Source organism: Methylobacterium sp. NPDC097929, assembly GCF_049543375.1.
GTDB lineage: Bacteria > Pseudomonadota > Alphaproteobacteria > Rhizobiales > Beijerinckiaceae > Methylobacterium.
Genome location: NZ_JBMVEP010000006.1, coordinates 121417 through 141783, shown reverse-complemented (window position 1 = coordinate 141783; position 20367 = coordinate 121417). Strand labels below are relative to the sequence as shown.

Below are 20367 nucleotides of genomic sequence, written 5' to 3'. Positions count from 1 at the left end.
TCTGCGTTCCTGTGAGTGCGTCGCCTTGAGCATTCTGCGCGTCATCGTCTTCGGCACCGTCACGGCCCTCGGAACCCTCAGCGTCGTCCTCGTGAGCGCGGATCGCCTCACGCATCCGGCCGTGGCCGCCGTCCCGGCTCCCGCGCCGGTGCGGGCGGCGCCGCAACGGCCCGATCCCGTCACCACCGGCACGGTGACCCAGGGCCCGGACGCGGGCGACACCGCCAAGAGCCGCATGCTCACCGGCTTCGACACCGAGCGGCTCAACGCCCTGATGCGCGGCGAGACCCTCCCGGCCCCCGCCCGCAAGCGCTGACCGGACGCCCGGTCCGGGCTACAAGCGGCGTCCCGTCACGCCGCCGACCCGGGACACAGTGGGCCTGATCTACGCGCTCGCCGCCTATCTGAGCTGGGGCCTCGTCGTCCCGGTGCATTTCCGCCTGCTCGACGGCATTCCGCCCGGGACGATCCTGGCGCAGCGCATCGTCTGGTCGGCCGTGCTCGTCACCGGCCTGATCGCGCTCCTGCGCCATCGGCTCGCCAACCCCTTCCCCTTACGGCGGCGCCACGCCCTGCTCGCCGTCTCGGCGCTCCTGATCGCCTGCAACTGGCTGCTCTACCTCCTGGCGGTCACGAGCGGGCACATGCTCGATGCGAGCCTGGGCTACTTCATCAACCCGCTGGTCTCGGTGGCGCTCGGCGCGCTCGTGCTCGGCGAGCGCCTGCGCCCGGTCCAGGTCGCCGCGGTCGCCATCGTCGTCCTCGGCGTGGTGATCGCGCTGATCATGGCGGGGCGCCTGCCGCTGCTCTCGCTGGGGCTCGCGGTCAGCTTCGCGCTCTACGGGCTGATCCGGAAGGTCGTCGGCGTCGACGGCACGGTCGGCTTCTGCGCGGAGACCTTCCTGCTCCTGCCCGCCGCGCTCGGCTACCTCGCCTTCGCCGCGCCGCCGGTGCCGGACGACGCCCGGACCTGGGGGCTGCTGGCGCTCACGGGCGTGACCACGGCGCTGCCGCTGATCTGGTTCGCCGCCGCGGCGACGCGGCTGACGCTGGCGACCCTCGGCCTGATGCAGTACCTCGCGCCCACCTGCCTCATGCTCTTGAGCACGCTCGTCTACGGTGAGACGCTGACGCCGGACCGCCTCGTGCTGTTCGGCCTGATCTGGCTGGCGCTGGTGCTCTACGCCACCGACGCGCTGCGCCACGAGCGCGGACGGCGCGCCGCGCTGGCTGGCGAGCCGGCAGGAGAGAGACGATGACCCGGGCCAACCGCATCACCGACATCCCCGGTCTGCGCGTCGGCCACGCGGAGGATGCGCGGATCGCCAGCGGCGTGACCGCGCTCGTCTTCGACGCGCCCTTCGTCTGCGCCGTCGACGTGCGCGGCGGCGGCCCCGGCACCCGCGAGACCGACCTGCTCGATCCGGCCTCCACCGTGCAGAACGTCGATGCCCTCGTGCTCGCGGGCGGCTCGGCCTTCGGGCTCGACGCGGCGGCGGGCGTGGTCGCCCATCTCCGGGAGGCGGGGCGCGGCTTCGCGGTGGGCGGCGTGCGCGTGCCGATCGTGCCCGGCGCCATCCTGTTCGACCTGCTCAACGGCGGCGACAAGAACTGGGGTCGGTTTCCGCCCTATCGCGACCTCGGCTACGCGGCGGCTGAGGAGGCTCGGGGCGGGGCCTTTCCCCTCGGCTCCGTCGGTGCCGGGTTCGGTGCCCGCACCGCCAACCTCAAGGGCGGCCTCGGTTCGGCCTCCGCACCCGTGCCGGGATTGCCCGCGCAGGTCGGCGCCCTGGTGGCGGTCAACGCCTTCGGTCGGGTGACGATGGGGCAGGGGCCGCATTTCTGGGCAGCACCCTTCGAGCGGGAGGCTGAGTTCGGCGGGCTCGGCCTGCCGCCGCGCGTGCCCGACGACGCCCTGTCCTGGCCGCGCGAGCCCCTGCCCGGCGCCAACACGACGCTGGCGGTCGTCGCCACCGACGCGCGGCTCACCAAGGCGCAGGCCAAGCGCCTCGCCATCGCCGCGCAGGACGGCCTCGCCCGGGCGATCCACCCGGCCCACACGCCGCTCGACGGCGACGTGGTGTTCGCGGTCGCCACCGGCGCGGTGCCGCTCGCCGATCCGGTCGGCGACCTCGCCCGCCTCGGGGCGGCGGCGGCCGAGACCCTGGCGCGGGCGGTCGCCATCGGCGTCCACGCCGCGACCCGGCTGCCGTGCCTGGATCTGCCGGCATGGCGGGATCTGTACGGAGCAGAATGAACCCGTCCGTCATCGCGAGGCGGAGCCGAAGCGACCCAGGGCGCACCGTCTCCGGATCGGTCGCGCCGCTGGATCGCTTCGCATTTCGCTCGCGATGACGGGGAGCGATCCTACAGGTTGGTGTAGTTCGGCCCGCCCGGCCCCTCCGGGGTGACCCAGTTGATGTTCTGGTTCGGGTCCTTGATATCGCACGTCTTGCAGTGGACGCAGTTCTGCGCGTTGATCTGGAAGCGCACGCCGTCGCTGGCGGATGTGTCCTCCACCCACTCGTAGACGCCGGCCGGGCAGTAGCGGCCGGACGGACCGCCGTAGACGTCGTGCTCGGAGCGCTTCTGCAGCTCCATATCCTTCACCTTGAGGTGGGGCGGCTGGTCCTCCTCGTGGTTGGTGTTCGAGAGATACACCGAGGAGAGCCGGTCGAAGGTGAGCCGGCCGTCAGGCTTCGGGTAGGTGATCGGCGTCACCTCCGAGAGCGGCTTGAGGCAGGCGTGATCCGGCTTGCCGTGGCCCAGCGTGCCGAACAGTGAGGCGTCGGCGATCGAATTCATCCACATGTCGAGCCCGCCCAGCCCCACGCCGACCAGCGTGCCGTATTTCGACCAGAGCGGCTTGACGTTGCGCACCGGCTTGAGGTCGCGCCCGATCGGGCTGTCGCGCCAGCCCTCCTCGTAGGCGGTCAGCTCGTCGCCCTGACGGCCCTGGACGAGCGCGTCGAAGATCGCGTCCGCCGCCTGAATTCCCGAAAGAATCGCGTTGTGCGAGCCCTTGATGCGCGGCACGTTCACGAAGCCCGCGGAATCGCCCACGAGGCAGCCGCCGGGGAAGACGAGCTTGGGCACCGACTGCCAGCCGCCCTCCATGATGGCGCGGGCGCCGTAGCCGATGCGCTTGGCCCCCTCGAAGGTCTCGGCGATCATCGGGTGGGTCTTGAAGCGCTGGAACTCCTCGAACGGCGACAGGGTCGGGTTCTCGTAGTTCAGGTGCGTGACGAAGCCGACCGAGAGCAGATGGTCGTCGAAATGGTAGAGCCACGAGCCGCCGCCCGCCTTGTTCGGCAGCGGCCAGCCCATCGTGTGCTGCACCAGCCCCGGCTCGAACTTGTTCGGCGCGAGCTGCCACAGCTCCTTGACGCCCAGGCCGTATTTCTGGTGGTCGCTGTTGCGGTTGAGCCCGAACCGCTCGATCAGCCCCTTGGTGAGCGAGCCGCGCGCGCCCTCGCCGAAGACCGTGTACTTGGCCCGCAGTTCCATGCCGCGGGTGAAGTCGTCGCGCGCCTCGCCGGTGCGGGAGATGCCGAGATCGCCGGTGGCGATGCCGGTCACCGTGCCGCGCGCGTCGGTGAGCACTTCGGAGGCCGGAAAGCCGGGATAGATCTCGACGCCGAGACCTTCGGCCTTTGCGCCGAGCCACTTCACGGTGTTGGAGAGCGAGCCGACGAAATTGCCGTGGTTCGACAGGAGCTTGGGGAAGAACACGTTCGGCATGGTGACGCCGCTGTTCTTCGTCAAAAACAGGAACTCGTCGCGCTCCACCGCCGTCTTGAGCGGCCGGTCGGGGTCCTCGCGCCAGTCGGGCAGCAGGGTGTCGAGGCCGAGCGGATCGACCACCGCGCCGGAGAGGATGTGCGCACCGACCTCGCCACCCTTCTCCACCACGACGACCGAGATCTCCTCGCCCTTCTGCGCGGAAAGCTGCTTGAGGCGGATCGCGGCGGCGAGGCCGGCGGGTCCCGCCCCGACGATCACCACATCGAAATCCATGCCTTCGCGTTCGGGCAGCGCCATCCTTACTCCTCCTGCGGCCGTTCGTTCGGGCGCTGTCTCACGCCACGTCGGCCCAATCACTTGTCAAGATGTCTCTCAAGCGATTCCAAGGTAGGAAGGCAAGGCCGTTCGGGTAGCGGCAGGCCGGCGCAGGGCGTGCCCATGCGACGATCCGCGATACGGTCGCCGGCGTTGTCCACAGGGCATCCGCACGCCACATGGAACCCATGACTGCGAGAAGCGCGGAACACGACGCCAAGGCCGACCTGATCTCCTACCTCGACTTCCACGTCGAGGCGGGCGTCGACGCGGCCCTCGACGAGCGGCCCCACGACCGCTTCGCCGAGGCCGAGGCGGCGGCACAGGCGCCCCGCCCAGAGCCGGCCCCGCGCCGCGAGCCCCCGCCGCGCTCTGAACCGCCGGCCCGGCGCGACGCTTCCTCCGGCGAGGGTGCCCCCCTCGACTTCCGGCGCGAGCTGCCGAGCCGCGATCCGCCGCCGCGCGAGCCGCCGCGCACCTACGGCAACGCGGCGGGCGCCAAGCCCGGGGAGGCGGCCGACGATGCCCGGGCGCGGGCGGCGGAGATGAAGACCCTCGAGGAGCTGGAGGCGCTGCTGCGCGGCTTCGAGGGCTGTTCGCTGCGGTTCACGGCCAAGAACCTCGTCTTCGCCGACGGCAACCCGCAGGCGCGGGTAATGTTCGTGGGCGAGGCCCCCGGCGCCGACGAGGACCGGATCGGCAAGCCCTTCATGGGGCGCTCCGGCCAGCTCCTCGACCGGATGATGGCGGCGATCGGGCTCGACCGGACGATGGCCTACGTCTCCAACGTCGTGCCCTGGCGCCCGCCGGGCAACCGAAACCCTACCCCGCAGGAGATCGCGATCTGCCGCCCCTTCGTCGAGCGCCAGATCGAACTCGCGAGCCCCGATATCCTCGTCTGCCTCGGCGCGCCCGCGACGCAGACGCTCACCGGCACCAAGGACGGCATCCTCAAGGCGCGCGGGCGGTTCTACCCCTACCGCCTGCGCGACGGCCGCGAGATCCGGGCGCTCGCCACCCTCCACCCGGCCTACCTGCTGCGCCAGCCGGTGCAGAAGCGTCTCGCTTGGCGCGACTTCCGCATGCTGAAGAGCGCCCTCGACGGGAGCGCCGCGGACAAGTAGGCCCGGGGCGGCCTAAGCGGAACCGTAGCCTCCGCCTCGCCATTCTAGAAGGCAGGCCCGGTCTCGCGATGAGGCCGGATGCGACGCGGGCGTCGGGAGACTCTATGCGCTGGGACGATTTTCGCGCTTCTGACAACGTCGAGGACCGGCGCGGCGAGGGCGGTGGCGGCGGCGGGTTCCCCGGCGGCGGCATGGGCGGCCTCGGGATCGGCACCATCGTCGTCGTGCTGCTGATCTCCTGGGTCACCGGCATCAACCCGGCGATCCTGCTCGGCGGCGCCCAGCAGATGGCCGGCGGCGGAAGCCAGCGCGAGCAGCGCGTCGATCCCGAGACGCAGGCGCGCCGCGGCGAGGCCCCCACCGACCGCGCCGGGCAGTTCGCCTCCAAGATCCTGGGCAACACCGAGGATGTCTGGAAGGAGGTTCTGCCGAACCAGACCGGGCGGCAATACACGCCCACCACGATGGTGCTCTACCAGGGCGGCACCCGTTCGGGCTGCGGCATGGCCCAGGCCGCGATGGGCCCGTTCTACTGCCCGCTCGACAAGAAGGTCTATATCGACCTCGGCTTCTTCAAGGAGATGCAGACCAAGTTCGGCGTGAAGGGCGATTTCGCCTACGCCTACGTCATCGCCCACGAGGTCGGCCACCACGTGCAGGACGTGCTCGGCATCCTCGGCAAGGTGCAGAGCCGCCAGCAGAACGCGAGCAGCAAGACGGAGGCGAACCAGCTCTCCGTGCGCGTGGAGCTGATGGCCGACTGCCTCGCGGGCGTCTGGGCCAAGAACTCGAACGACCGCTGGAACGCGCTCGACCAGAACGACATCAAGGAGGCGCTCAACGCCGCCAGCGCCATCGGCGACGACAAGCTGCAGGAGAAGTCGCAGGGCTACGCCGTGCCGGATTCCTTCACCCACGGCTCCTCCGAGCAGCGGATGCGCTGGTTCATGACCGGCTACAAGAGCGGCCAGACCAAATCCTGCGACACCTTCCGCGCCAGCCGCGGATGATTTTTTGGAATTCGGGAAGGCTGACATGGCCGAGACCGCGCGCGAGCTGATGCTCGCCGGAAAGCCCTATCGCGGCGACGATCCGGAACTGGTCGCCTTGCGCAACGCCGCCAAGCGGCGTCTGCTGCGGCTCAACGCCATGGAGCCTGAGGACGCGGCCGGCCGCGAGGCGGTGGTCCGCGAGCTTCTCGGATCGGCCGGGCGCAACCCGACGATCTGCCCGGGCTTCGCCTGCGACTACGGCAGCAACATCGCGGTCGGCGACGACTTCTTCTGCAACTTCAACTGCATCTTCCTCGACTGCGCCCCGATCACCATCGGCCACCGCGCGCAGATCGCCCCGATGGTGCAGATCTACACCGCCGAGCATCCCCTCGACCGCGCCCAGCGCGCCGCCTTCTGGGAATCGGCCCGGCCCATCAGCATCGGCGACGACGTGTGGATCGGCGGCGGCGCGATCCTGCTCCCCGGCATCACCGTCGGCGACGGAGCGGTGATCGGCGCGGGCGCGGTGGTGACCCGCGACGTGCCGCCGGGGGCTGTGGTGGTGGGGAACCCGGCGAAGGTGGTGCGCTGGACCGAGGAGTGAGCGAGACGGCCAGCCGAAGGTGGGCTGGAGGCGGTCAGCGGTCGATGGCGACGGAAAGCTGGATGCCCGATGTCTTCTGAACCGTCCTCAGAACACTGAATAGGTTGGTTGCAGTCGGATTCCCGGTCGGACCGAGCATACGCATCAGGCTCTTCGAAGACGTGCCGGTCTCCTCCGCCAGACGCTCGAAGCCGATCGTGGCGTTGATGTAGTCACGCAAGACCGCCTTGCCGGTTTCGATGTCGCCCGCGAGCAACTGGTCCACAGCTTCGGTGAGCAGAGCGTCGCGGAATGCCGGGTCGCGTTCGGCCCGTGCCTTCACGGTGTCCTTGAAGCTGCGGGTCAGGGCCATCACGCGGTCTCCTTCTTCCGTCGCCTGTACTCCGCCCAGTGGGCAAGTGCCTCGGCGATGTCGTCTTGCTGACGCCGCTTCGTGCCGCCACAGAGCAGAACGATCAGCGTGTCCCCATCCCGCCCGAAATACAGCCGGTAGCCGGGTCCCCAGGCGATCCGGTACTCCTGCACACCCTCTCCGACCCCCTTCACGTTCGAAAGGTTGCCCGCCTCCATGCGCGCCATCGCGACCGTGACCTTGGCGGCGGCTTGTGGATCGAGATCGTCGAACCAGCGGCTGAAAGGGCTGCGGCCTCGGCTGTCCACATATTCCCGGATTTCCATCGAAAATGGTACCTTAAAAGTTACCATTCAAGGCATGGAGGGGTGGGACTCCGAAGATTTTACTGAGGGCCGCGCTACTCCACCCGCACCCAGCCCTGGGGCATCAGCCGCTCCTGGGGCAGGAACTTGGCCTTGTAATCCATCTTGCGGGAGCCATCGACCCAGTAGCCGAGATAGAGATACGGCAGGCCGAGCGCGCGGGCGCGCTGGATGTGGTCGAGGATCATGAAGGTGCCGAGCGAGCGGCTGGCCTGGGCCGGATCGTAGAACGAGTAGACCATCGACAGGCCGTCGGCGAGCACGTCGGTGAGGCAGACGGCGACGGGCGCGCCGGTGCCGCGGCCGTGGATCGCGCTGTCGGGGCCGCGCTCGCGATAGACCACGAGATGCGTGTCGACGTGGCTGTCCTCGATCATCATGGCGTAGTCGAGCACGGTCATGTCGACCATGCCGCCGTCGCCGTGGCGGGCGTCGAGGTAGCGGCGGAACAGGGCGTATTGCTCGGAGGCCGGGCGGTTGGGCTCGGGCGTGCCGATCAGCCCGGCATTGCGCTGGAGGATGCGGCGCTGGCTGCCGGTGATGGCGAAATCCTCGACCACCACCCGCACCGAGACGCAGGCGCGGCAGGTCTCGCAGGCCGGCCGGTAGGCGATGGTCTGCGAGCGGCGAAAGCCCCCCTGGGTCAGGATCTCGTTGAGATCGCGCGCGCGGCGCCCGACGAGGTGGGTGAACACCTTCCGCTCCTCCTGGCCCGGCAGGTAGGGGCAGGGGGAGGGGGCCGTGAGGTAGAATTGCGGGGTGTCGCGCGGATGGCTCGTCACGCTCGGAAGGCTCGCCCTCGGGGCCGGCGGCAGCGAAAGAACCGCACCGCCGAGGTGCCAGTGTAGCGGGATCGCGGCGGCGCTCAACTGGAGAGATGGGGCCCCGCGGCGGCTTTCCGCCGCCGCGGGATCGCCCGAACGGCGTAGTCCCGCCCCCGTCAGACCCGCACGACGGCGAGGCCGAGCAGCAGGTCGTGGCCGAGGCGCCGGTCGGGGCGGACGAGGCCGAAGACGATGTCGAGGCACCAGAGCAGGAAGGTCGAGATCGCCACGTAGAACAGCAGGGCGTGGATCGCCGCCGTGAGCATGTCGACCGGGCGACCGCTCTCGGGCGCCACCACGCGCAGGCCCATCATGCGCATGCCGAGCGTGCTCTGCTTGTGGCCGCCCACGGTGATCGCGCTGTAGAGGATGCCGCTGATGCCGAGGATCGGGAACAGCATCCAGGCGAAGCCGAAGGTGAGAACGCCCAGAATCGCGATCGCGGTGGCGAGCACAGCCGTGAACGCGAAAATGAAGGCCAGATCGAGCAGGTAGGCGACCGTGCGTCCGCCCAGGCTCGCCCGGACGTAGGGCACGGGAAAGCCGCCCCGGCCCGGCATCCCGGTGGGGTCGCTGTAACCGGGCTGATAGCCGGGCTGGAAATCTGTCATGTCCGGCGCTCCCTCGACCGCTGCGTGCAACCCGGTTCAGGTGGGAAGACCGGGCCGCGCTGCCAAGAGGGATATCGAGAGGGTTATCGAGAGGGATGCCGGGAGGAGGGCATGCGGGGGAAGCGGAGCTTGTCAGCTTCCGCCGCCGGGATCGGCCGCCTCGGCCTCGGGGCTCGCCAGGTAGTAGCGCTTGAGCAGGTAGAGGGAGGCGCCGTTGACCGCTCCCCGCTCGGTCGTCACCGCGGTGAGGTCGTCGCCCGGGCCGAAGCCGCAGACGAGGTGGCGGGGGCGGGCGGCCTCGCCCTTCGGGGGCGCCCCGCCGACGCCTGCGAGGCGGTAATCGACGCGCACGCTGCCGCGGCTCGCGCCGGGGCCGACCCGCAGGAGGGTGATGTCGGCCCCGGGCGGGGCCAGCGCCGGCACGGCCCGGCGGCAGAGCGCGGCGCGGCGGGCGTCGAGGGCGCTGTCGCAGGCCGCGCCGCCGACGAGCCAGACGGCGAGGGCGCCGGCCAGCGCCGCACCCCGGCCCTTCCGGCCCATTCCGGCCGCGTCCCGATCAGGCGCCGCCGCGCAGGCGCTCGGCGACGCGCGGGGCGTAGTAGGTCAGCACGCCGTCGGCGCCCGCCCGCTTGAAGGCGAGCAGGCTCTCGGTCATGGCGCGCTCGCCGTCGAGCCAGCCGTTGCGGGCGGCCGCCTCGATCATCGCGTACTCGCCCGACACCTGGTAGGCGAAGGTCGGCACCGCGAACTCGGTCTTCACCCGGGTGATGATGTCGAGATAGGGCAGGCCCGGCTTGACCATCACCGAATCGGCGCCCTCGGCGAGATCCAGCGCGACCTCGCGCAAGGCCTCCGCCGCGTTGCCGGGGTCCATCTGGTAGGTGCGCTTGTCGCCCACCAGCGCCGCGCTGGTGCCGATGGCGTCGCGGAACGGGCCGTAGAAGGCGCTGGCGTATTTCGCGGCGTAGGCCATGATCTGCACGTCGCGAAAGCCAGCCCGGTCGAGGCCGGTGCGGATCGCGCCGACGCGCCCGTCCATCATGTCCGAGGGGGCGATGATGTCGGTGCCGGCCTCGGCCTGGATCAGGCTCTGCTCGACCAGCACCGCCACGGTCTCGTCGTTGAGGATCGCGCCGTCCTCGATCAGCCCGTCATGGCCGTGGCTGGTATAGGGATCGAGCGCAACGTCGGTCATCACACCGATCTCCGGCACCGCCCGCTTCACCGCCCGCACCGCCCGGCAGACGAGGTTTTCGCGGTTCAGAGCCTCGGAGCCCGTCGGGTCCCGCAGGCCCGGCTCGGTGTAGGGAAAGAACGAGATCGCCGGGATGCCGAGCCGGGCCGCGCGCTCGGCCTCGCGCACGATCTCGTCGACGCTGAGGCGCTCGACGCCGGGCATGGAGGCGATCGGCTCGCGCCGCCCCTGCCCCCCGATCACGAAGAGCGGCCAGATCAGGTCGTCGACGGTGAGCGTATGCTCGCGCACGAGGCGGCGCGACCACTCCGCCTTGCGGTTGCGGCGCGGGCGCTGGGTGAGGCTCAGCGGCCCGGCGCCGGGGGCGGCCTCGCGCGCGGTCTCGATGGCGAGCGGGCGCGGCGTTGCGTCTGACATGGTCCTGGGACTCCGGTCGCTTCTCGAACGCTTCCGAGGCGGACCGGACGCCGTTCCGGCCGCGGGGGAGGGTCCGTCACAAGGACTTGCACAACAGGGACTTCGGAGCCTTCGTGCGACGGCGGATCGTCGCGCGCGGACCGCGGACTCTGGGCGGCGCGTCCCGCCCGCATCCGGTTCGCGGAAAGCGGCGCGCGCGGGCAGCAGCGGTAAGCGCCCTACCACATCCGCTTTCGCGCCCGAAAGGCGCCGTCGCCGCAGGGCAGCCTCCCCGGCACCGCAACCGCGGTCAGCCGGTCAGATCCTCGACCTGACAGACGAGGCGCAGGCGCATCAGCACCGTGTCGGGCGCTTCGCGCACGGTCACCACGAGGATGCCGGACCCGCCGAGCTTGGCCGGGTCGGCGGCATAATCCGCCGCCCGCGCCAGCGCCTCGGCCCGCGCGGCGGTCGGGTCGGCCAGTTCCCGGCCGCTCGCGTCGATCACGACGGCCTCGTCGGCGATGTCGAAGAAGTAGCGAGGCAATGTCCGGCCCCTCCCGCCCCGTCGCGCGGGCAGCTCCCGGCACTCCCGATCCGGATCGCGCGGACTCCCCACGAACGCCACCCTCGCAACGGTGCCGGCGGCGCCTCAACAACAAATGCAGGGTGGGGGGAACCTGGGGCGAAATCAGGAACGGAGGGCGATCGCTTCAGGCCGCCGCGCTGCCGTCGGCGCCGTGCTCGTCCCGCTTCTCGCCCGATGCGTCGTTCGCGCGGGCCGCGAGCCGCGTGATCGCGGCCCGCGCGTGGGTGGGGCGCCCGAGCCGGTCGCCCTGCACCTTGCTGCAGCCCGCGGCGGTGACGGGGGCCAGACGCGACGCGGCCTCGACGCCCTCGGCCACGGTGGTCAGGCCGCGGCAGCGGCCCGGGATCGGCCACGACCCCGACGATACGTTCGTCTCCAAACCCCGCCTCGCGCCACGGGACCGCTCCCGCGGCGTTGCGCGGTTGCTCGCGAGGGAGACCGGACCCGCCGCGTTGACGCCCCGCGCGGGAGCCCGTCTAAGGGGCCGCGAGACCGGCCCCGCGCCGCGCCCGTGCCGCCACGCGGCGGGCATCCGCGCGGGGCGTGACGGCACGGTGGAGGGAGCGCGGGCGGTGGAGCGCGGAATGGCGGACGGGCAGGCGGCCGAACGAGAGGAGCCGCAGGGAGAATCGGCGGAGTCCGAGATCGGCTTCGAGATCCGCGGGCAGGCCGGGGTGATCACCCTGAGACGGCCGCGGGCGCTCAACGCCCTGACCCTGCCGATGGTGCGGGCGATGCATGCCCGGCTGCGGGCCTGGGCGGCGGATGCGCGGGTCACGCGGGTCGTGGTGCGCGGCTCGGGCGGGCGCGCCTTCTGCGCGGGCGGCGACATCCGGCAGATCTACGCCCTGGGCAAGGCCGGGCGCGACGCCGAGGTGATGGCGTTCTGGCGCGGAGAGTACTGGCTCGACGCGGCCGTGAAGACCTTTCCGAAGCCCTACATCGCGCTGATCGAGGGCATCGTAATGGGTGGCGGCGTCGGCATCTCGCTGCACGGCGACGTACGGGTGGCGGCCGAGAGCTACAGCTTCGCCATGCCCGAGACCGGCATCGGCTTCTTCCCCGATGTCGGCACGACCTACGCCCTGCCGCGCCTGCCCGGCTGCATCGGCCGCTACCTCGCCCTGACGGGGAGCCGGATCGGCGCGGGCGACGCGCTGGCGGCGGGGCTGGCGACGCACACGGCCCGGGCCGCCGATTTCGAAACCATCATCGACCGGCTCGCGGAAGGCGCGGACATCGCGCGCGCCCTCGAAGGCCTGGACGCGCCGCGGCCCGAAACCGGCCCGCTGGTCGCGGAGCGGGCGCTGATCGACGCCTGCTTTGCGGGCGACAGCGTGGCGGAGGTGCTGGCGCGGCTCGACGCGGCGGCGCGAGAGGGCTCCGCCTTCGCCCAGAACGCCGCCGCCACGATGCGCGGCCGCTCGCCCACCAGCCTCGTCATCGCCCACGCCCTGATGCGCCGCGGCGGCGATCTCAGCTTTGCCCAGGCCATGCTCGCCGAGTACCGGCTGGCCGAACGGCTGATGGGGGAGCACGACTTCTACGAGGGCGTGCGGGCGGTGATCGTCGACAAGGACAACGCGCCCCGCTGGCGGCCCGACAGCCTGGAGGGCGTCGATGCCGGCGCGATCGAGGCGGTGCTCGCATCCCTCGACGGCGCCGAATCCTTGTTCGACGGCAGCCAGGGTCCCGACGAAGGAGCCCGGCCGTGAGGGCGCTCGCCAAGGTCGGCTCCACCCGCGACGGGCGCGGACGCCCGAGCGCCGGGGCGAGCGACCGGATCGAGGGCGTCTCGCCCAAGCAGCAGACCCGCTGGGACGTGGTGTTGGTCTGGTTCATGCGCGTAAGCGCGCTGGTCTGGCTCGCCAAGGGCCTCGCGACCTGGGGCGAGATCCTCGATCTGATCCCCGGCCGCACCCCGTTCGCCGACCTCGCGCTGGGGCGGCAATCGACCATCGTCTACTTCGCGGTGATCGACTTCGTGGCGGCGGTGGGCCTGTGGCTGACGAGCGCCTGGGGCGGGGTGGTCTGGCTGCTGGCCGCGACCTCGGCCCTGACGCTGGCGGTGCTGACGCCGCAGCTCCTGCCGATGTCGGCACCCGTCATCGCAGTGCAGGCAAGCATTGTCGCCGTTTACTTCGTGTTATCCTGGCTGGCGGCGCGCGATGTAGGCTGAACGAGTGGTCAACATCATCGTTTCATTTTGCATTTACCGACAGAAGTAAATCGGGAGTTCATCCTGTCGCTTAAACTCGCTTTCATCGGTGCCGCCTAGGTTCGACCCATAAGCGATGCCGGCCAGCAAGAGCCGGCGCGAACCGACAGGAAGGCACGACGATGAGCACGAAGGCCGCCAACACCGCCCTCAAGACCACCGAGAGCGCCCCCGAGGCCCAGGGCGCCGCCGGCTCCTATCTCGAGGCGCTGCACCTCGTGGAGCGTCTGCACCGCCGCCTGCTCGACGTGATCAAGGACGAGTTCGACCGGCGCGGCCGGGAAGACGTGAACAGCGTCCAGGCACTTCTGCTCTACAACATCGGCGACAAGGAGCTGACCGCCAGCGAGCTGCGCTCGAAGGGCTACTATCTCGGCTCGAACGTGTCCTACAACGTCAAGAAGCTCGTCGAGGCCGGCTTCCTGCACCATGCCCGCTCCAAGACGGACCGGCGCTCCGTGCGCATCAGCCTGACGCCCAAGGGCCGCGAGATCCACGACCTGATCCAGGGCCTCTACGACAAGCATGCCCGCACGATCCAGCCGATCGGCGGCATCTCCGAGGACGATTTCGGCCGCCTCAACCAAGCGCTCGCCCGCCTGGAGCGCTTCTGGACCGACCAGATCCGCTACCGGCTCTGATTGCGGACGATTATCGGAAGGCGGAAAGGCCGGAGGGTTCGCATGAACCCTCCGGCCTTTCCGCTTTGTCGCTGCGTACCCGAACGAAAAAGGGCGCCGCCCTTTCGGACGACGCCCTTCGGATCACCGGGTCAGACCGGCGACAGCCTTCTTAGTTGAAGGTGTCGATCTCGGCGGACTCGTAGGAGGTGACTTCCATGCCGACGCAGATCTCGGCAACGACGGGAGCGGACCACTTCATGACGTATCTCCTGGTAGGACGTTGAATGAAACCGAGCCGGCGGGGCCGGCGACAACCTTCTTAGTTGAAGGTGTCGATCTCGGCGGACTCGTAGGAGGTGACTTCCATGCCGACGCAGATCTCGGCAACGACGGGGGCAGACCACTTCATGGCGTGTCTCCTGATAGTGATTTGAATACGAGGATCGATGTCTCGACCGGCCCAACCTCGAACTGAGATGGTGGCCGCTCGGTCGCGGGTCCCTCGTGTTCGACGCCCTTGATATAGACAATTCGTTGGGCGCAATTCAAGCGGACCCTACACTTATATTTCTCATAGTTCGGCTTGGAGGAGGGCCGAACCGGCGACGCCCGGTTGCAGACATGGGCATTGCGCGCGAAAAAGTGCTGGTCTTTCAGAGATATGATGCCGACGCGGTTTCGGTGCAAGCCGGTGGGCGGGAGAGCCCGCTCGGGGAATTGCCGGATTGTCCCGAGCATTTTTGCAGGAATTCTTGCCTCGAGCGAGGGGTGTCGAGGGCGGGGGAGGCGGGCGGGTGCCGGATCGGGCCCGCTCGCGTGGGAAATCCGCGCCGCGAGGCGCGGGTTCGGGGGCCGGCGCCCCGCTCTTGTGATGCCGGGGGCGATGCGGCAAAGCGGGACCCTCGCGCGCCTGAGACCTCACGAGCCCCGAAATGCACGACATCCGCGCCATCCGCGAGAACCCGGAGGCCTTCGACCGCGATCTGGAGCGCCGCGGTCTCGCGCCGCTCAGCGCCGAGCTGATCGCCCTCGACGACGCGCGCAAGAACGCCGTCTCGGCGGCGCAGGGCGCCCAGGAGCGGCGCAACGCGCTCTCCAAGGAGATCGGCGCCGCCAAGAAGGCGAAGGACGAGGCCCGCGCCGCCGAGCTGATGGCCGAGGTCGCCCGCCTCAAGGAAGCGGCGCCGGAGCTGGAATCGGCGCAAACCGAGGCGGGCAAAGCCCTCGACGAACGCCTCGCCGCGATCCCGAACCGGCCGAAGGACGACGTGCCCCCCGGCGCCGACGAGCACGGCAACGTCGCGTATCGCCGCTTCGATTCCTCGCGCGAGCGCTTGGCGGAGGGCCGCCAGCATTTCGAGCTCGGCGAGGCCACCGGGCTGATGGATTTCGAGGCGGCGGCCAAGCTCTCCGGCTCGCGCTTCGTGGTGCTCAAGGGCCAGCTCGCCCGGCTGGAACGCGCGCTCGGGCAGTTCATGCTCGACCTGCACACGGGCGAGCACGGTTACACCGAGGTGGTGCCGCCGGTCCTCGTGCGCGACGAGGCGATGTTCGGCACGGCGCAGCTGCCGAAGTTCCGCGACGACCAATTCGCGGCGGGTGACGGCTTCTGGCTCATCCCCACGGCGGAGGTCCCCCTCACCAACCTCGTGCGCGAGTCGATCCTCTCGGAGGACGAGCTTCCCCTGCGCTTCACCGCGCTCACGCCCTGCTTCCGGGCGGAGGCCGGGGCGGCGGGGCGCGACACCCGCGGCATGCTGCGCCAGCACCAGTTCAACAAGGTCGAGCTGGTCTCGATCACGGCGCCCGAAAAATCGGCGGAGGAGCACGAGCGCATGCTCGCCTGCGCCGAGGCCGTGCTCAAAAAGCTCGACCTGACCTACCGGGTGATGACGCTCTGCACCGGCGACATGGGCTTTGCCTCCCAAAAGACCTACGACATCGAGGTCTGGGTGCCGGGCCAGCAGACCTATCGCGAGATCTCGTCCTGCTCGGTCTGCGGCGATTTCCAGGCGCGGCGGATGAACGCGCGCTACCGGTCCAGGGAGGGCAGGGCGGTCAACTTCGTCCATACCCTGAACGGCTCCGGCGTCGCGGTCGGCCGCGCGCTGATCGCCGTGATGGAGAACTACCAGAACCCCGACGGCAGCGTCACGATCCCGTCGGCGCTCCAGCCCTACATGGGCGGCCTCACCCGGATCGAGGGACCCAAGAACTGATGCGCATCCTGGTCACCAACGACGACGGCATCCACGCGCCGGGCCTGGAGACGCTGGAAGGCATCGCCCGCGCGCTCAGCGACGACGTGTGGGTGGTCGCCCCCGAATCCGACCAGTCGGGCGTGTCGCACTCGCTCTCGCTGAACGATCCCCTGCGCCTTCGGCAGATCGCCGAGAAGCGCTTCGCGGTGAAGGGCACGCCCTCCGATTGCGTGATCATGGGGATCGCCCACATCCTCAAGGACCACCGGCCGGACCTCGTGCTGTCGGGCGTCAACCGCGGCCAGAACGTGGCCGAGGACGTGACCTATTCGGGCACCATCGCCGGAGCGATGGAGGGCACCATCCTCGGGGTGCGCTCGATCGCGCTCAGCCAGGCCTACGGCGCGGGCGGGCGGGCCAACCTGAAATGGGCCTGCGCCGCCGAGCACGGGCCGCGGGTGATCCAGAAGATCCTGGAGATCGGGATCGAGCCCGGCATCCTCGTCAACGTGAACTTCCCCGATTGCGACCCCGGGGACGTGAAGGGCGTGGCGGTCTCCGCCCAGGGCCAGCGCAACCAAGCGCTCCTGCAGATCGACGCCCGCCACGACGGGCGCGGCAACCCCTATTTCTGGCTCGCCTTCGCCAAGGCCCGCTTCGAGCCCGGCAACGGCACGGATCTCAAGGCCATCGCCGAGAACCGCATCTCGGTGACGCCGCTGCGGCTCGACCTCACCGACGAGCCGGAACTGACCCGCTTCGCCAAGGGCTTCGAGGGGTGAGCGCCCGCCCGGGCCCGGGCGGCGCGCATGCCGTCTGAGGCCGACGATTCCGACGGGCTCGCCGAGGGGCTGGCGCACGCGACGGGCAACGCCGCCTTCGTGCTGTCCCTGCGCGAGCGGGGCGTGCGCGACACCGCCGTGCTGCGGGCGATGGAGCGGGTGCCGCGGGAGCGCTTCGCCCCGCCGGGCCTGCTCGCCTACGCCCGGCAGGACATCGCCCTGCCGCTCGCCTGCGGCCAGACCATGAGCGCGCCCAGCGTCGTCGCGGCGATGCTCGGCGCCCTCGATGTGCGGCCCGGCGCGCGGGTGCTGGAGGTCGGCACGGGCACGGGCTACGTCACCGCCCTGCTGGTGCGGCTCGGGGCCGTCCACGTGCGCAGCCTGGAGCGCTACGACGGGCTGGCCCGCGCCGCCCGCCAGAATCTCGGGCGCGATCTGAACGACGCCACCGTCGAGGTGGCCGACGGCCTCGCGCCGGAGGCGGTGCGCGGGGAGACCTTCGACCGCATCCTGATCAACGGCAGTCTGGAGGCGCTGCCGCCGCACCTGCCCGCCGCGCTCGCCTCCGGGGGGCGGCTGGTGGCGGGGCTGTGGACGGGGCGGGCGAGCCGGCTCCTGACGCTGGCCCGCGACGGCGCGGCCGCCTTCGCGCGCACGGAAGGGGCGACGCTGCGGCTCGGGCCGCTGACGCCGGGGCGGGCACTCGCCCCCTCGCGCACCGGCTGAAGGGGCCCTCGAACCGGCGCTCCGCCCGTGTCCGGCGCGTCCCAACCCTCGTGCTCCCGGCGTGAAACTGAACGCTGCGCGCATCTCGGGAACGGATGCTTAACCTGAATCCCGTTTGAATGCGGCATCAGGTTGCGTCAGGTCAAACGGGTGCGTCGATGCGGGTTCGGGGGACGGTTCTGGGCTTGAGGACGCTGTCGCGCTTCGCCCTCATCGGAATGATCGGCGGCGGGACCGCCGCCTGCTCGTCGGACGCCTCGCGCCTCGGCGATCCTTTCTCCAACCCGTTCGCGTCGCTGACGGGCGAGCCCTCCGCCACCGGCAGCCTGCCGGAGGGCGGCGAGGCCGAGATGGCGCCCGCCCCGGCAATCCGCACGCCGCGGGTCCAGTCCGAGGCGCTGCCGGCCCCCGGCCCGTCGATGTCGCCGCGCCCCGCCGGGCCGCGTCCCACGGCGATCGGCCCGGCTCCGGCCCCGACCGCGACCCGCGTGGCCAATGCCGAGTCGCTCGGCGGCAACGTGTCGGGCCTGAACCCGGATGCGGGCCGCGCGATGACGCCGCGCGCCTCGGCCCCGGTGCCGCAGCCCAAGCTCCAGTTCGGCAAGCCCGTCGACAAGGCCGCCGAGAAGGCTGCGGAGAAGCGCGCCGCCGAGGCCGCGGCCGCGAAGGCCACGGAGGCCCGCCGCGAGGCCGAGCGTCAGGCCGCCGCCGCCAAGATCGCCGAGGCCCGGGCCGCCGAAGCCAAGGCCTCCGAGAAGGCCGCCCAGGCCAGGAAGCTCGCCGACGCCAAGGCCGCTGAGAAGGCCGCTGAGGCCAAGAAGGCGGCGGATGCCAAGGCGCATGTGCGCCCGGGCCAGAAGGCCCCCGAGAAGGTCGCCAAGGTCGAGGCCAAGCCGGATCCGAAGGAGGCCGCCAGGGAAGCCGCGAAGGCGGAGGCCGCCCGCAAGGCCGAGGCCGAGGCCAAGCAGGCCAAGGCGGACGCCGCCAAGAAGGTCGCGGAGGCGCGCGCCGCCGAGGCCGCGGCGAAGGCCGCCGCCAAGGAAGCCGCCAAAGAGACGGCGAAGGCTCCGGTGAAGGAGTCCGCCCCGGTGAAGGTGGCGAGCGCCGACGCCTCCGCCCCGATCCCCGCGGCGGCCCCGCCCGCCCAGCAGGCGGCCGAGTCCTTCCGCTGGCCCGCCAAGGGCCGGATCATCAACGCCTACGGCTCGAGCGGCAACGAGGGCATCAACATCGCCGTGCCCGAGGGCACGCCGGTCAAGGCGGCCGAGGACGGCACCGTGGCCTATGCGGGCTCGGACGTGAAGGGCTACGGCAAGCTGGTGCTGGTGCGGCACAACAACGGCTACGTCTCGGCCTACGCCCATAACGGCGAGCTGGACGTGCGCCCCGGCGAGAAGGTCAAGCGCGGCCAGACGATCGCCAAGTCCGGCGCTACCGGCAACGTGACCTCGCCCCAGCTGCACTTCGAGATCCGCAAGGGCGCGACCCCGGTCGACCCGATGCCGCATCTCGCCGGCAACTGATTTCTTCCCGGATCGAGGACGAAGGGCGGCCCCGCGAGGGGCCGCCCTTTTCGTTCGAGCAGTGTCCGTCAGGGCGAGGCTTCGCCGCCCCTTTCGGATCGGTCGCACGCGAGGTGACGGCGAGCCGGGTCGACCGGAAGACTACCCCTCCAGCCGCTGGCCCAGCCGTCCGGCCAGATCCTGGATGAACTGGAACGCCGTGCGTCCCGAGCGCGAGCCGCGGGTGGTGGCCCATTCGAGCGCCTCGGCCCGCAGCCGGTCCGGCTCCATCGCCAGCCGGTAGCGCTCCGCGTAGGCGGAAATCATCGCCAGGTACTCGTCCTGGCTGCACTTGTGGAAGCCGAGCCAGAGGCCGAAGCGGTCGGAGAGCGAGACCTTCTCCTCCACCGCCTCGCCGGGATTGATCGCGGTGGAGCGCTCGTTCTCGACCATCTCTCTGGCGAGCAGGTGGCGACGGTTCGAGGTGGCGTAGAACAGGACGTTCTCCGGCCGTCCCTCGATGCCGCCGTCGAGCGCCGTCTTGAGCGACTTGTAGGAGGTGTCGTCGGCGTCGAACGAGAGGTCGTCGCAGAACACCAGCCAGCGGTGGGGGTCGCCCCGCAGCAGGCTCATGAGTTCGGGCAGCGCCTCGATGTCCTCCCGGTGGATCTCGACGAGCTTCATCGGCAGCGTGTCGGCGGAGCGCCGGGCGTTGATCTCGGCATGGGCCGCCTTGACTAGCGAGGACTTGCCCATGCCGCGCGCGCCCCAGAGCAGGGCGTTGTTGGCCGGAAGCCCCCGCGCGAAGCGCTCGGTGTTCTCCACCAGGGTGTCGCGGGCGCGGTCGATCCCGGTGAGGATGCCGATCTCGACCCGGTTGACCCGCGGCACCGGAATCAGCCGGCGCTCGGGTCCCCACAGGAAGGCGTCGGCGGCGCCCGTGTCCACCCGCGGGACGGCGGGCGGGGCGGCGCGCTCCAGGGCTGCGGCGATCCGCTCCAGGAGCGGGAGAAGGTGGGGAAGGGGGTCGGCGGGCGTCGGCTCGGAGGCCATGGCGAGTGTCCGGTCTCGGGGGAGGGCGCCTTGTAGGCCGAGGAGGCCGGACAGGGGAACCTCGGCATCGCCGATCCAGATGCGACCGCCTGCCGTTGCTTTCGAGTCGCCCCTCGCTATAGTCCGCGCGCTTTTCGGCAAGCCGTTC

The 20367-nt window shown here is 70.8% G+C and carries 25 protein-coding genes; 13 read left to right on the top strand and 12 right to left on the bottom strand.

What is annotated here, in order from left to right; translation table 11 throughout:
• The first annotated feature begins 25 nt into the window (after positions 1-25).
• From ACPCJR_RS16130 to ACPCJR_RS16120, 3 genes are read left to right on the top strand one after another with little or no spacing between them, the layout of a single operon-like run.
• Positions 26-316, top strand: a complete 291-nt coding sequence (locus ACPCJR_RS16130; protein WP_391513633.1) for a hypothetical protein — start codon at positions 26-28, stop codon at positions 314-316.
• Positions 317-374: 58 nt separating this feature from the next.
• The gene (gene rarD / locus ACPCJR_RS16125) at positions 375-1259 is read left to right on the top strand and encodes an EamA family transporter RarD (protein ID WP_391513635.1); all 885 of its coding nucleotides are present in this window, start codon (positions 375-377) and stop codon (positions 1257-1259) included.
• Complete coding sequence (locus ACPCJR_RS16120; RefSeq protein WP_391513636.1) at positions 1256-2257, top strand: P1 family peptidase; 1002 nt, start codon at positions 1256-1258, stop codon at positions 2255-2257. Before rarD ends, ACPCJR_RS16120 begins: the two co-directional genes overlap by 4 nt.
• A gap of 110 nt (positions 2258-2367) precedes the next feature.
• Here the strand turns inward: ACPCJR_RS16120 and ACPCJR_RS16115 are convergent, their stop codons facing one another.
• Positions 2368-4041 (bottom strand): electron transfer flavoprotein-ubiquinone oxidoreductase, encoded by a 1674-nt coding sequence (locus ACPCJR_RS16115; RefSeq protein WP_391513638.1) that lies wholly within the window; start codon positions 4039-4041, stop codon positions 2368-2370.
• A 197-nt stretch (positions 4042-4238) separates the two neighbouring features.
• Here ACPCJR_RS16115 and ACPCJR_RS16110 point away from each other — a divergent pair, with 197 nt between their 5' ends.
• From ACPCJR_RS16110 to ACPCJR_RS16100, 3 genes are all read left to right on the top strand, one after another.
• On the top strand, positions 4239-5183 hold the full coding sequence (locus ACPCJR_RS16110) for a uracil-DNA glycosylase (protein ID WP_391513640.1): 945 nt from the start codon (positions 4239-4241) through the stop codon (positions 5181-5183).
• 104 nt (positions 5184-5287) lie between these two features.
• A complete protein-coding gene (gene ypfJ, locus ACPCJR_RS16105) occupies positions 5288-6193 on the top strand; it encodes a KPN_02809 family neutral zinc metallopeptidase (protein ID WP_110351570.1) in 906 nt (301 codons plus the stop codon).
• A gap of 25 nt (positions 6194-6218) precedes the next feature.
• Entirely contained in the window at positions 6219-6782 is a 564-nt protein-coding gene (locus ACPCJR_RS16100; protein ID WP_391513642.1) for a sugar O-acetyltransferase, read from the top strand.
• Positions 6783-6816: 34 nt separating this feature from the next.
• Here ACPCJR_RS16100 and ACPCJR_RS16095 read toward each other — a convergent pair whose 3' ends face one another.
• The 8 genes from ACPCJR_RS16095 to ACPCJR_RS16060 form a co-directional block, all read right to left on the bottom strand.
• A complete protein-coding gene (locus ACPCJR_RS16095; protein WP_391513643.1) occupies positions 6817-7134 on the bottom strand; it encodes a DNA-binding protein in 318 nt (105 codons plus the stop codon).
• The gene (locus ACPCJR_RS16090) at positions 7134-7460 is read right to left on the bottom strand and encodes a type II toxin-antitoxin system RelE/ParE family toxin (protein WP_391513645.1); all 327 of its coding nucleotides are present in this window, start codon (positions 7458-7460) and stop codon (positions 7134-7136) included. Before ACPCJR_RS16090 ends, ACPCJR_RS16095 begins: the two co-directional genes overlap by 1 nt.
• A gap of 74 nt (positions 7461-7534) precedes the next feature.
• Positions 7535-8281 (bottom strand): arginyltransferase, encoded by a 747-nt coding sequence (locus tag ACPCJR_RS16085; RefSeq protein WP_391513647.1) that lies wholly within the window; start codon positions 8279-8281, stop codon positions 7535-7537.
• Positions 8282-8439: 158 nt separating this feature from the next.
• Positions 8440-8934, bottom strand: coding sequence for an RDD family protein (locus ACPCJR_RS16080; protein WP_391513649.1), 495 nt, complete (start codon positions 8932-8934; stop codon positions 8440-8442).
• A 132-nt stretch (positions 8935-9066) separates the two neighbouring features.
• Positions 9067-9474, bottom strand: a complete 408-nt coding sequence (locus tag ACPCJR_RS16075; protein ID WP_391513651.1) for a hypothetical protein — start codon at positions 9472-9474, stop codon at positions 9067-9069.
• A gap of 16 nt (positions 9475-9490) precedes the next feature.
• The gene (gene hemB / locus ACPCJR_RS16070; protein ID WP_391513653.1) at positions 9491-10546 is read right to left on the bottom strand and encodes a porphobilinogen synthase; all 1056 of its coding nucleotides are present in this window, start codon (positions 10544-10546) and stop codon (positions 9491-9493) included.
• A gap of 289 nt (positions 10547-10835) precedes the next feature.
• Positions 10836-11072 carry a DUF6894 family protein gene (locus ACPCJR_RS16065; protein WP_391513655.1) on the bottom strand — a complete coding sequence of 79 codons (237 nt, stop codon included), beginning with the start codon at positions 11070-11072 and terminating at the stop codon, positions 10836-10838.
• Positions 11073-11238: 166 nt separating this feature from the next.
• A complete protein-coding gene (locus ACPCJR_RS16060; RefSeq protein ID WP_391513657.1) occupies positions 11239-11493 on the bottom strand; it encodes a hypothetical protein in 255 nt (84 codons plus the stop codon).
• A 205-nt stretch (positions 11494-11698) separates the two neighbouring features.
• Here ACPCJR_RS16060 and ACPCJR_RS16055 point away from each other — a divergent pair, with 205 nt between their 5' ends.
• The 3 genes from ACPCJR_RS16055 to ldtR all read left to right on the top strand — a co-directional run bounded on the left by ACPCJR_RS16055 (position 11699) and on the right by ldtR (position 13973).
• The gene (locus tag ACPCJR_RS16055) at positions 11699-12829 is read left to right on the top strand and encodes an enoyl-CoA hydratase/isomerase family protein (protein ID WP_391513750.1); all 1131 of its coding nucleotides are present in this window, start codon (positions 11699-11701) and stop codon (positions 12827-12829) included.
• Complete coding sequence (locus ACPCJR_RS16050) at positions 12826-13293, top strand: DUF6163 family protein (protein WP_391513659.1); 468 nt, start codon at positions 12826-12828, stop codon at positions 13291-13293. The genes ACPCJR_RS16055 and ACPCJR_RS16050 overlap by 4 nt, the downstream gene beginning before the upstream one ends.
• Positions 13294-13454: 161 nt before the next feature.
• Positions 13455-13973: a transcriptional regulator LdtR gene (gene ldtR, locus ACPCJR_RS16045; RefSeq protein WP_391513661.1), complete on the top strand. Its 519-nt coding sequence runs from the start codon at positions 13455-13457 to the stop codon at positions 13971-13973.
• Between the two features lie 151 nt (positions 13974-14124).
• Here the strand turns inward: ldtR and pqqA (ACPCJR_RS16040) are convergent, their stop codons facing one another.
• Both pqqA (ACPCJR_RS16040) and pqqA (ACPCJR_RS16035) read right to left on the bottom strand, forming a co-directional pair.
• Positions 14125-14214: a pyrroloquinoline quinone precursor peptide PqqA gene (pqqA, locus tag ACPCJR_RS16040; RefSeq protein WP_015857429.1), complete on the bottom strand. Its 90-nt coding sequence runs from the start codon at positions 14212-14214 to the stop codon at positions 14125-14127.
• A 60-nt stretch (positions 14215-14274) separates the two neighbouring features.
• Complete coding sequence (gene pqqA / locus ACPCJR_RS16035; protein WP_015857429.1) at positions 14275-14364, bottom strand: pyrroloquinoline quinone precursor peptide PqqA; 90 nt, start codon at positions 14362-14364, stop codon at positions 14275-14277.
• Between the two features lie 523 nt (positions 14365-14887).
• Here pqqA (ACPCJR_RS16035) and serS point away from each other — a divergent pair.
• The 4 genes from serS (at position 14888) to ACPCJR_RS16015 (ending at position 19187) form a co-directional block, all read left to right on the top strand.
• Positions 14888-16174: a serine--tRNA ligase gene (gene serS / locus ACPCJR_RS16030; RefSeq protein ID WP_391513664.1), complete on the top strand. Its 1287-nt coding sequence runs from the start codon at positions 14888-14890 to the stop codon at positions 16172-16174.
• Entirely contained in the window at positions 16174-16938 is a 765-nt protein-coding gene (gene surE, locus ACPCJR_RS16025; protein WP_391513666.1) for a 5'/3'-nucleotidase SurE, read from the top strand. Before serS ends, surE begins: the two co-directional genes overlap by 1 nt.
• Before the next feature lie 27 nt (positions 16939-16965).
• A complete protein-coding gene (locus ACPCJR_RS16020; protein ID WP_391513668.1) occupies positions 16966-17664 on the top strand; it encodes a protein-L-isoaspartate O-methyltransferase family protein in 699 nt (232 codons plus the stop codon).
• A 158-nt stretch (positions 17665-17822) separates the two neighbouring features.
• The gene (locus tag ACPCJR_RS16015; RefSeq protein WP_391513670.1) at positions 17823-19187 is read left to right on the top strand and encodes a murein hydrolase activator EnvC family protein; all 1365 of its coding nucleotides are present in this window, start codon (positions 17823-17825) and stop codon (positions 19185-19187) included.
• Positions 19188-19328: 141 nt separating this feature from the next.
• Here the strand turns inward: ACPCJR_RS16015 and ACPCJR_RS16010 are convergent, their stop codons facing one another.
• Entirely contained in the window at positions 19329-20219 is an 891-nt protein-coding gene (locus ACPCJR_RS16010; RefSeq protein WP_391513672.1) for an ATP-binding protein, read from the bottom strand.
• Between the last annotated feature and the right edge of the window lie 148 nt (positions 20220-20367).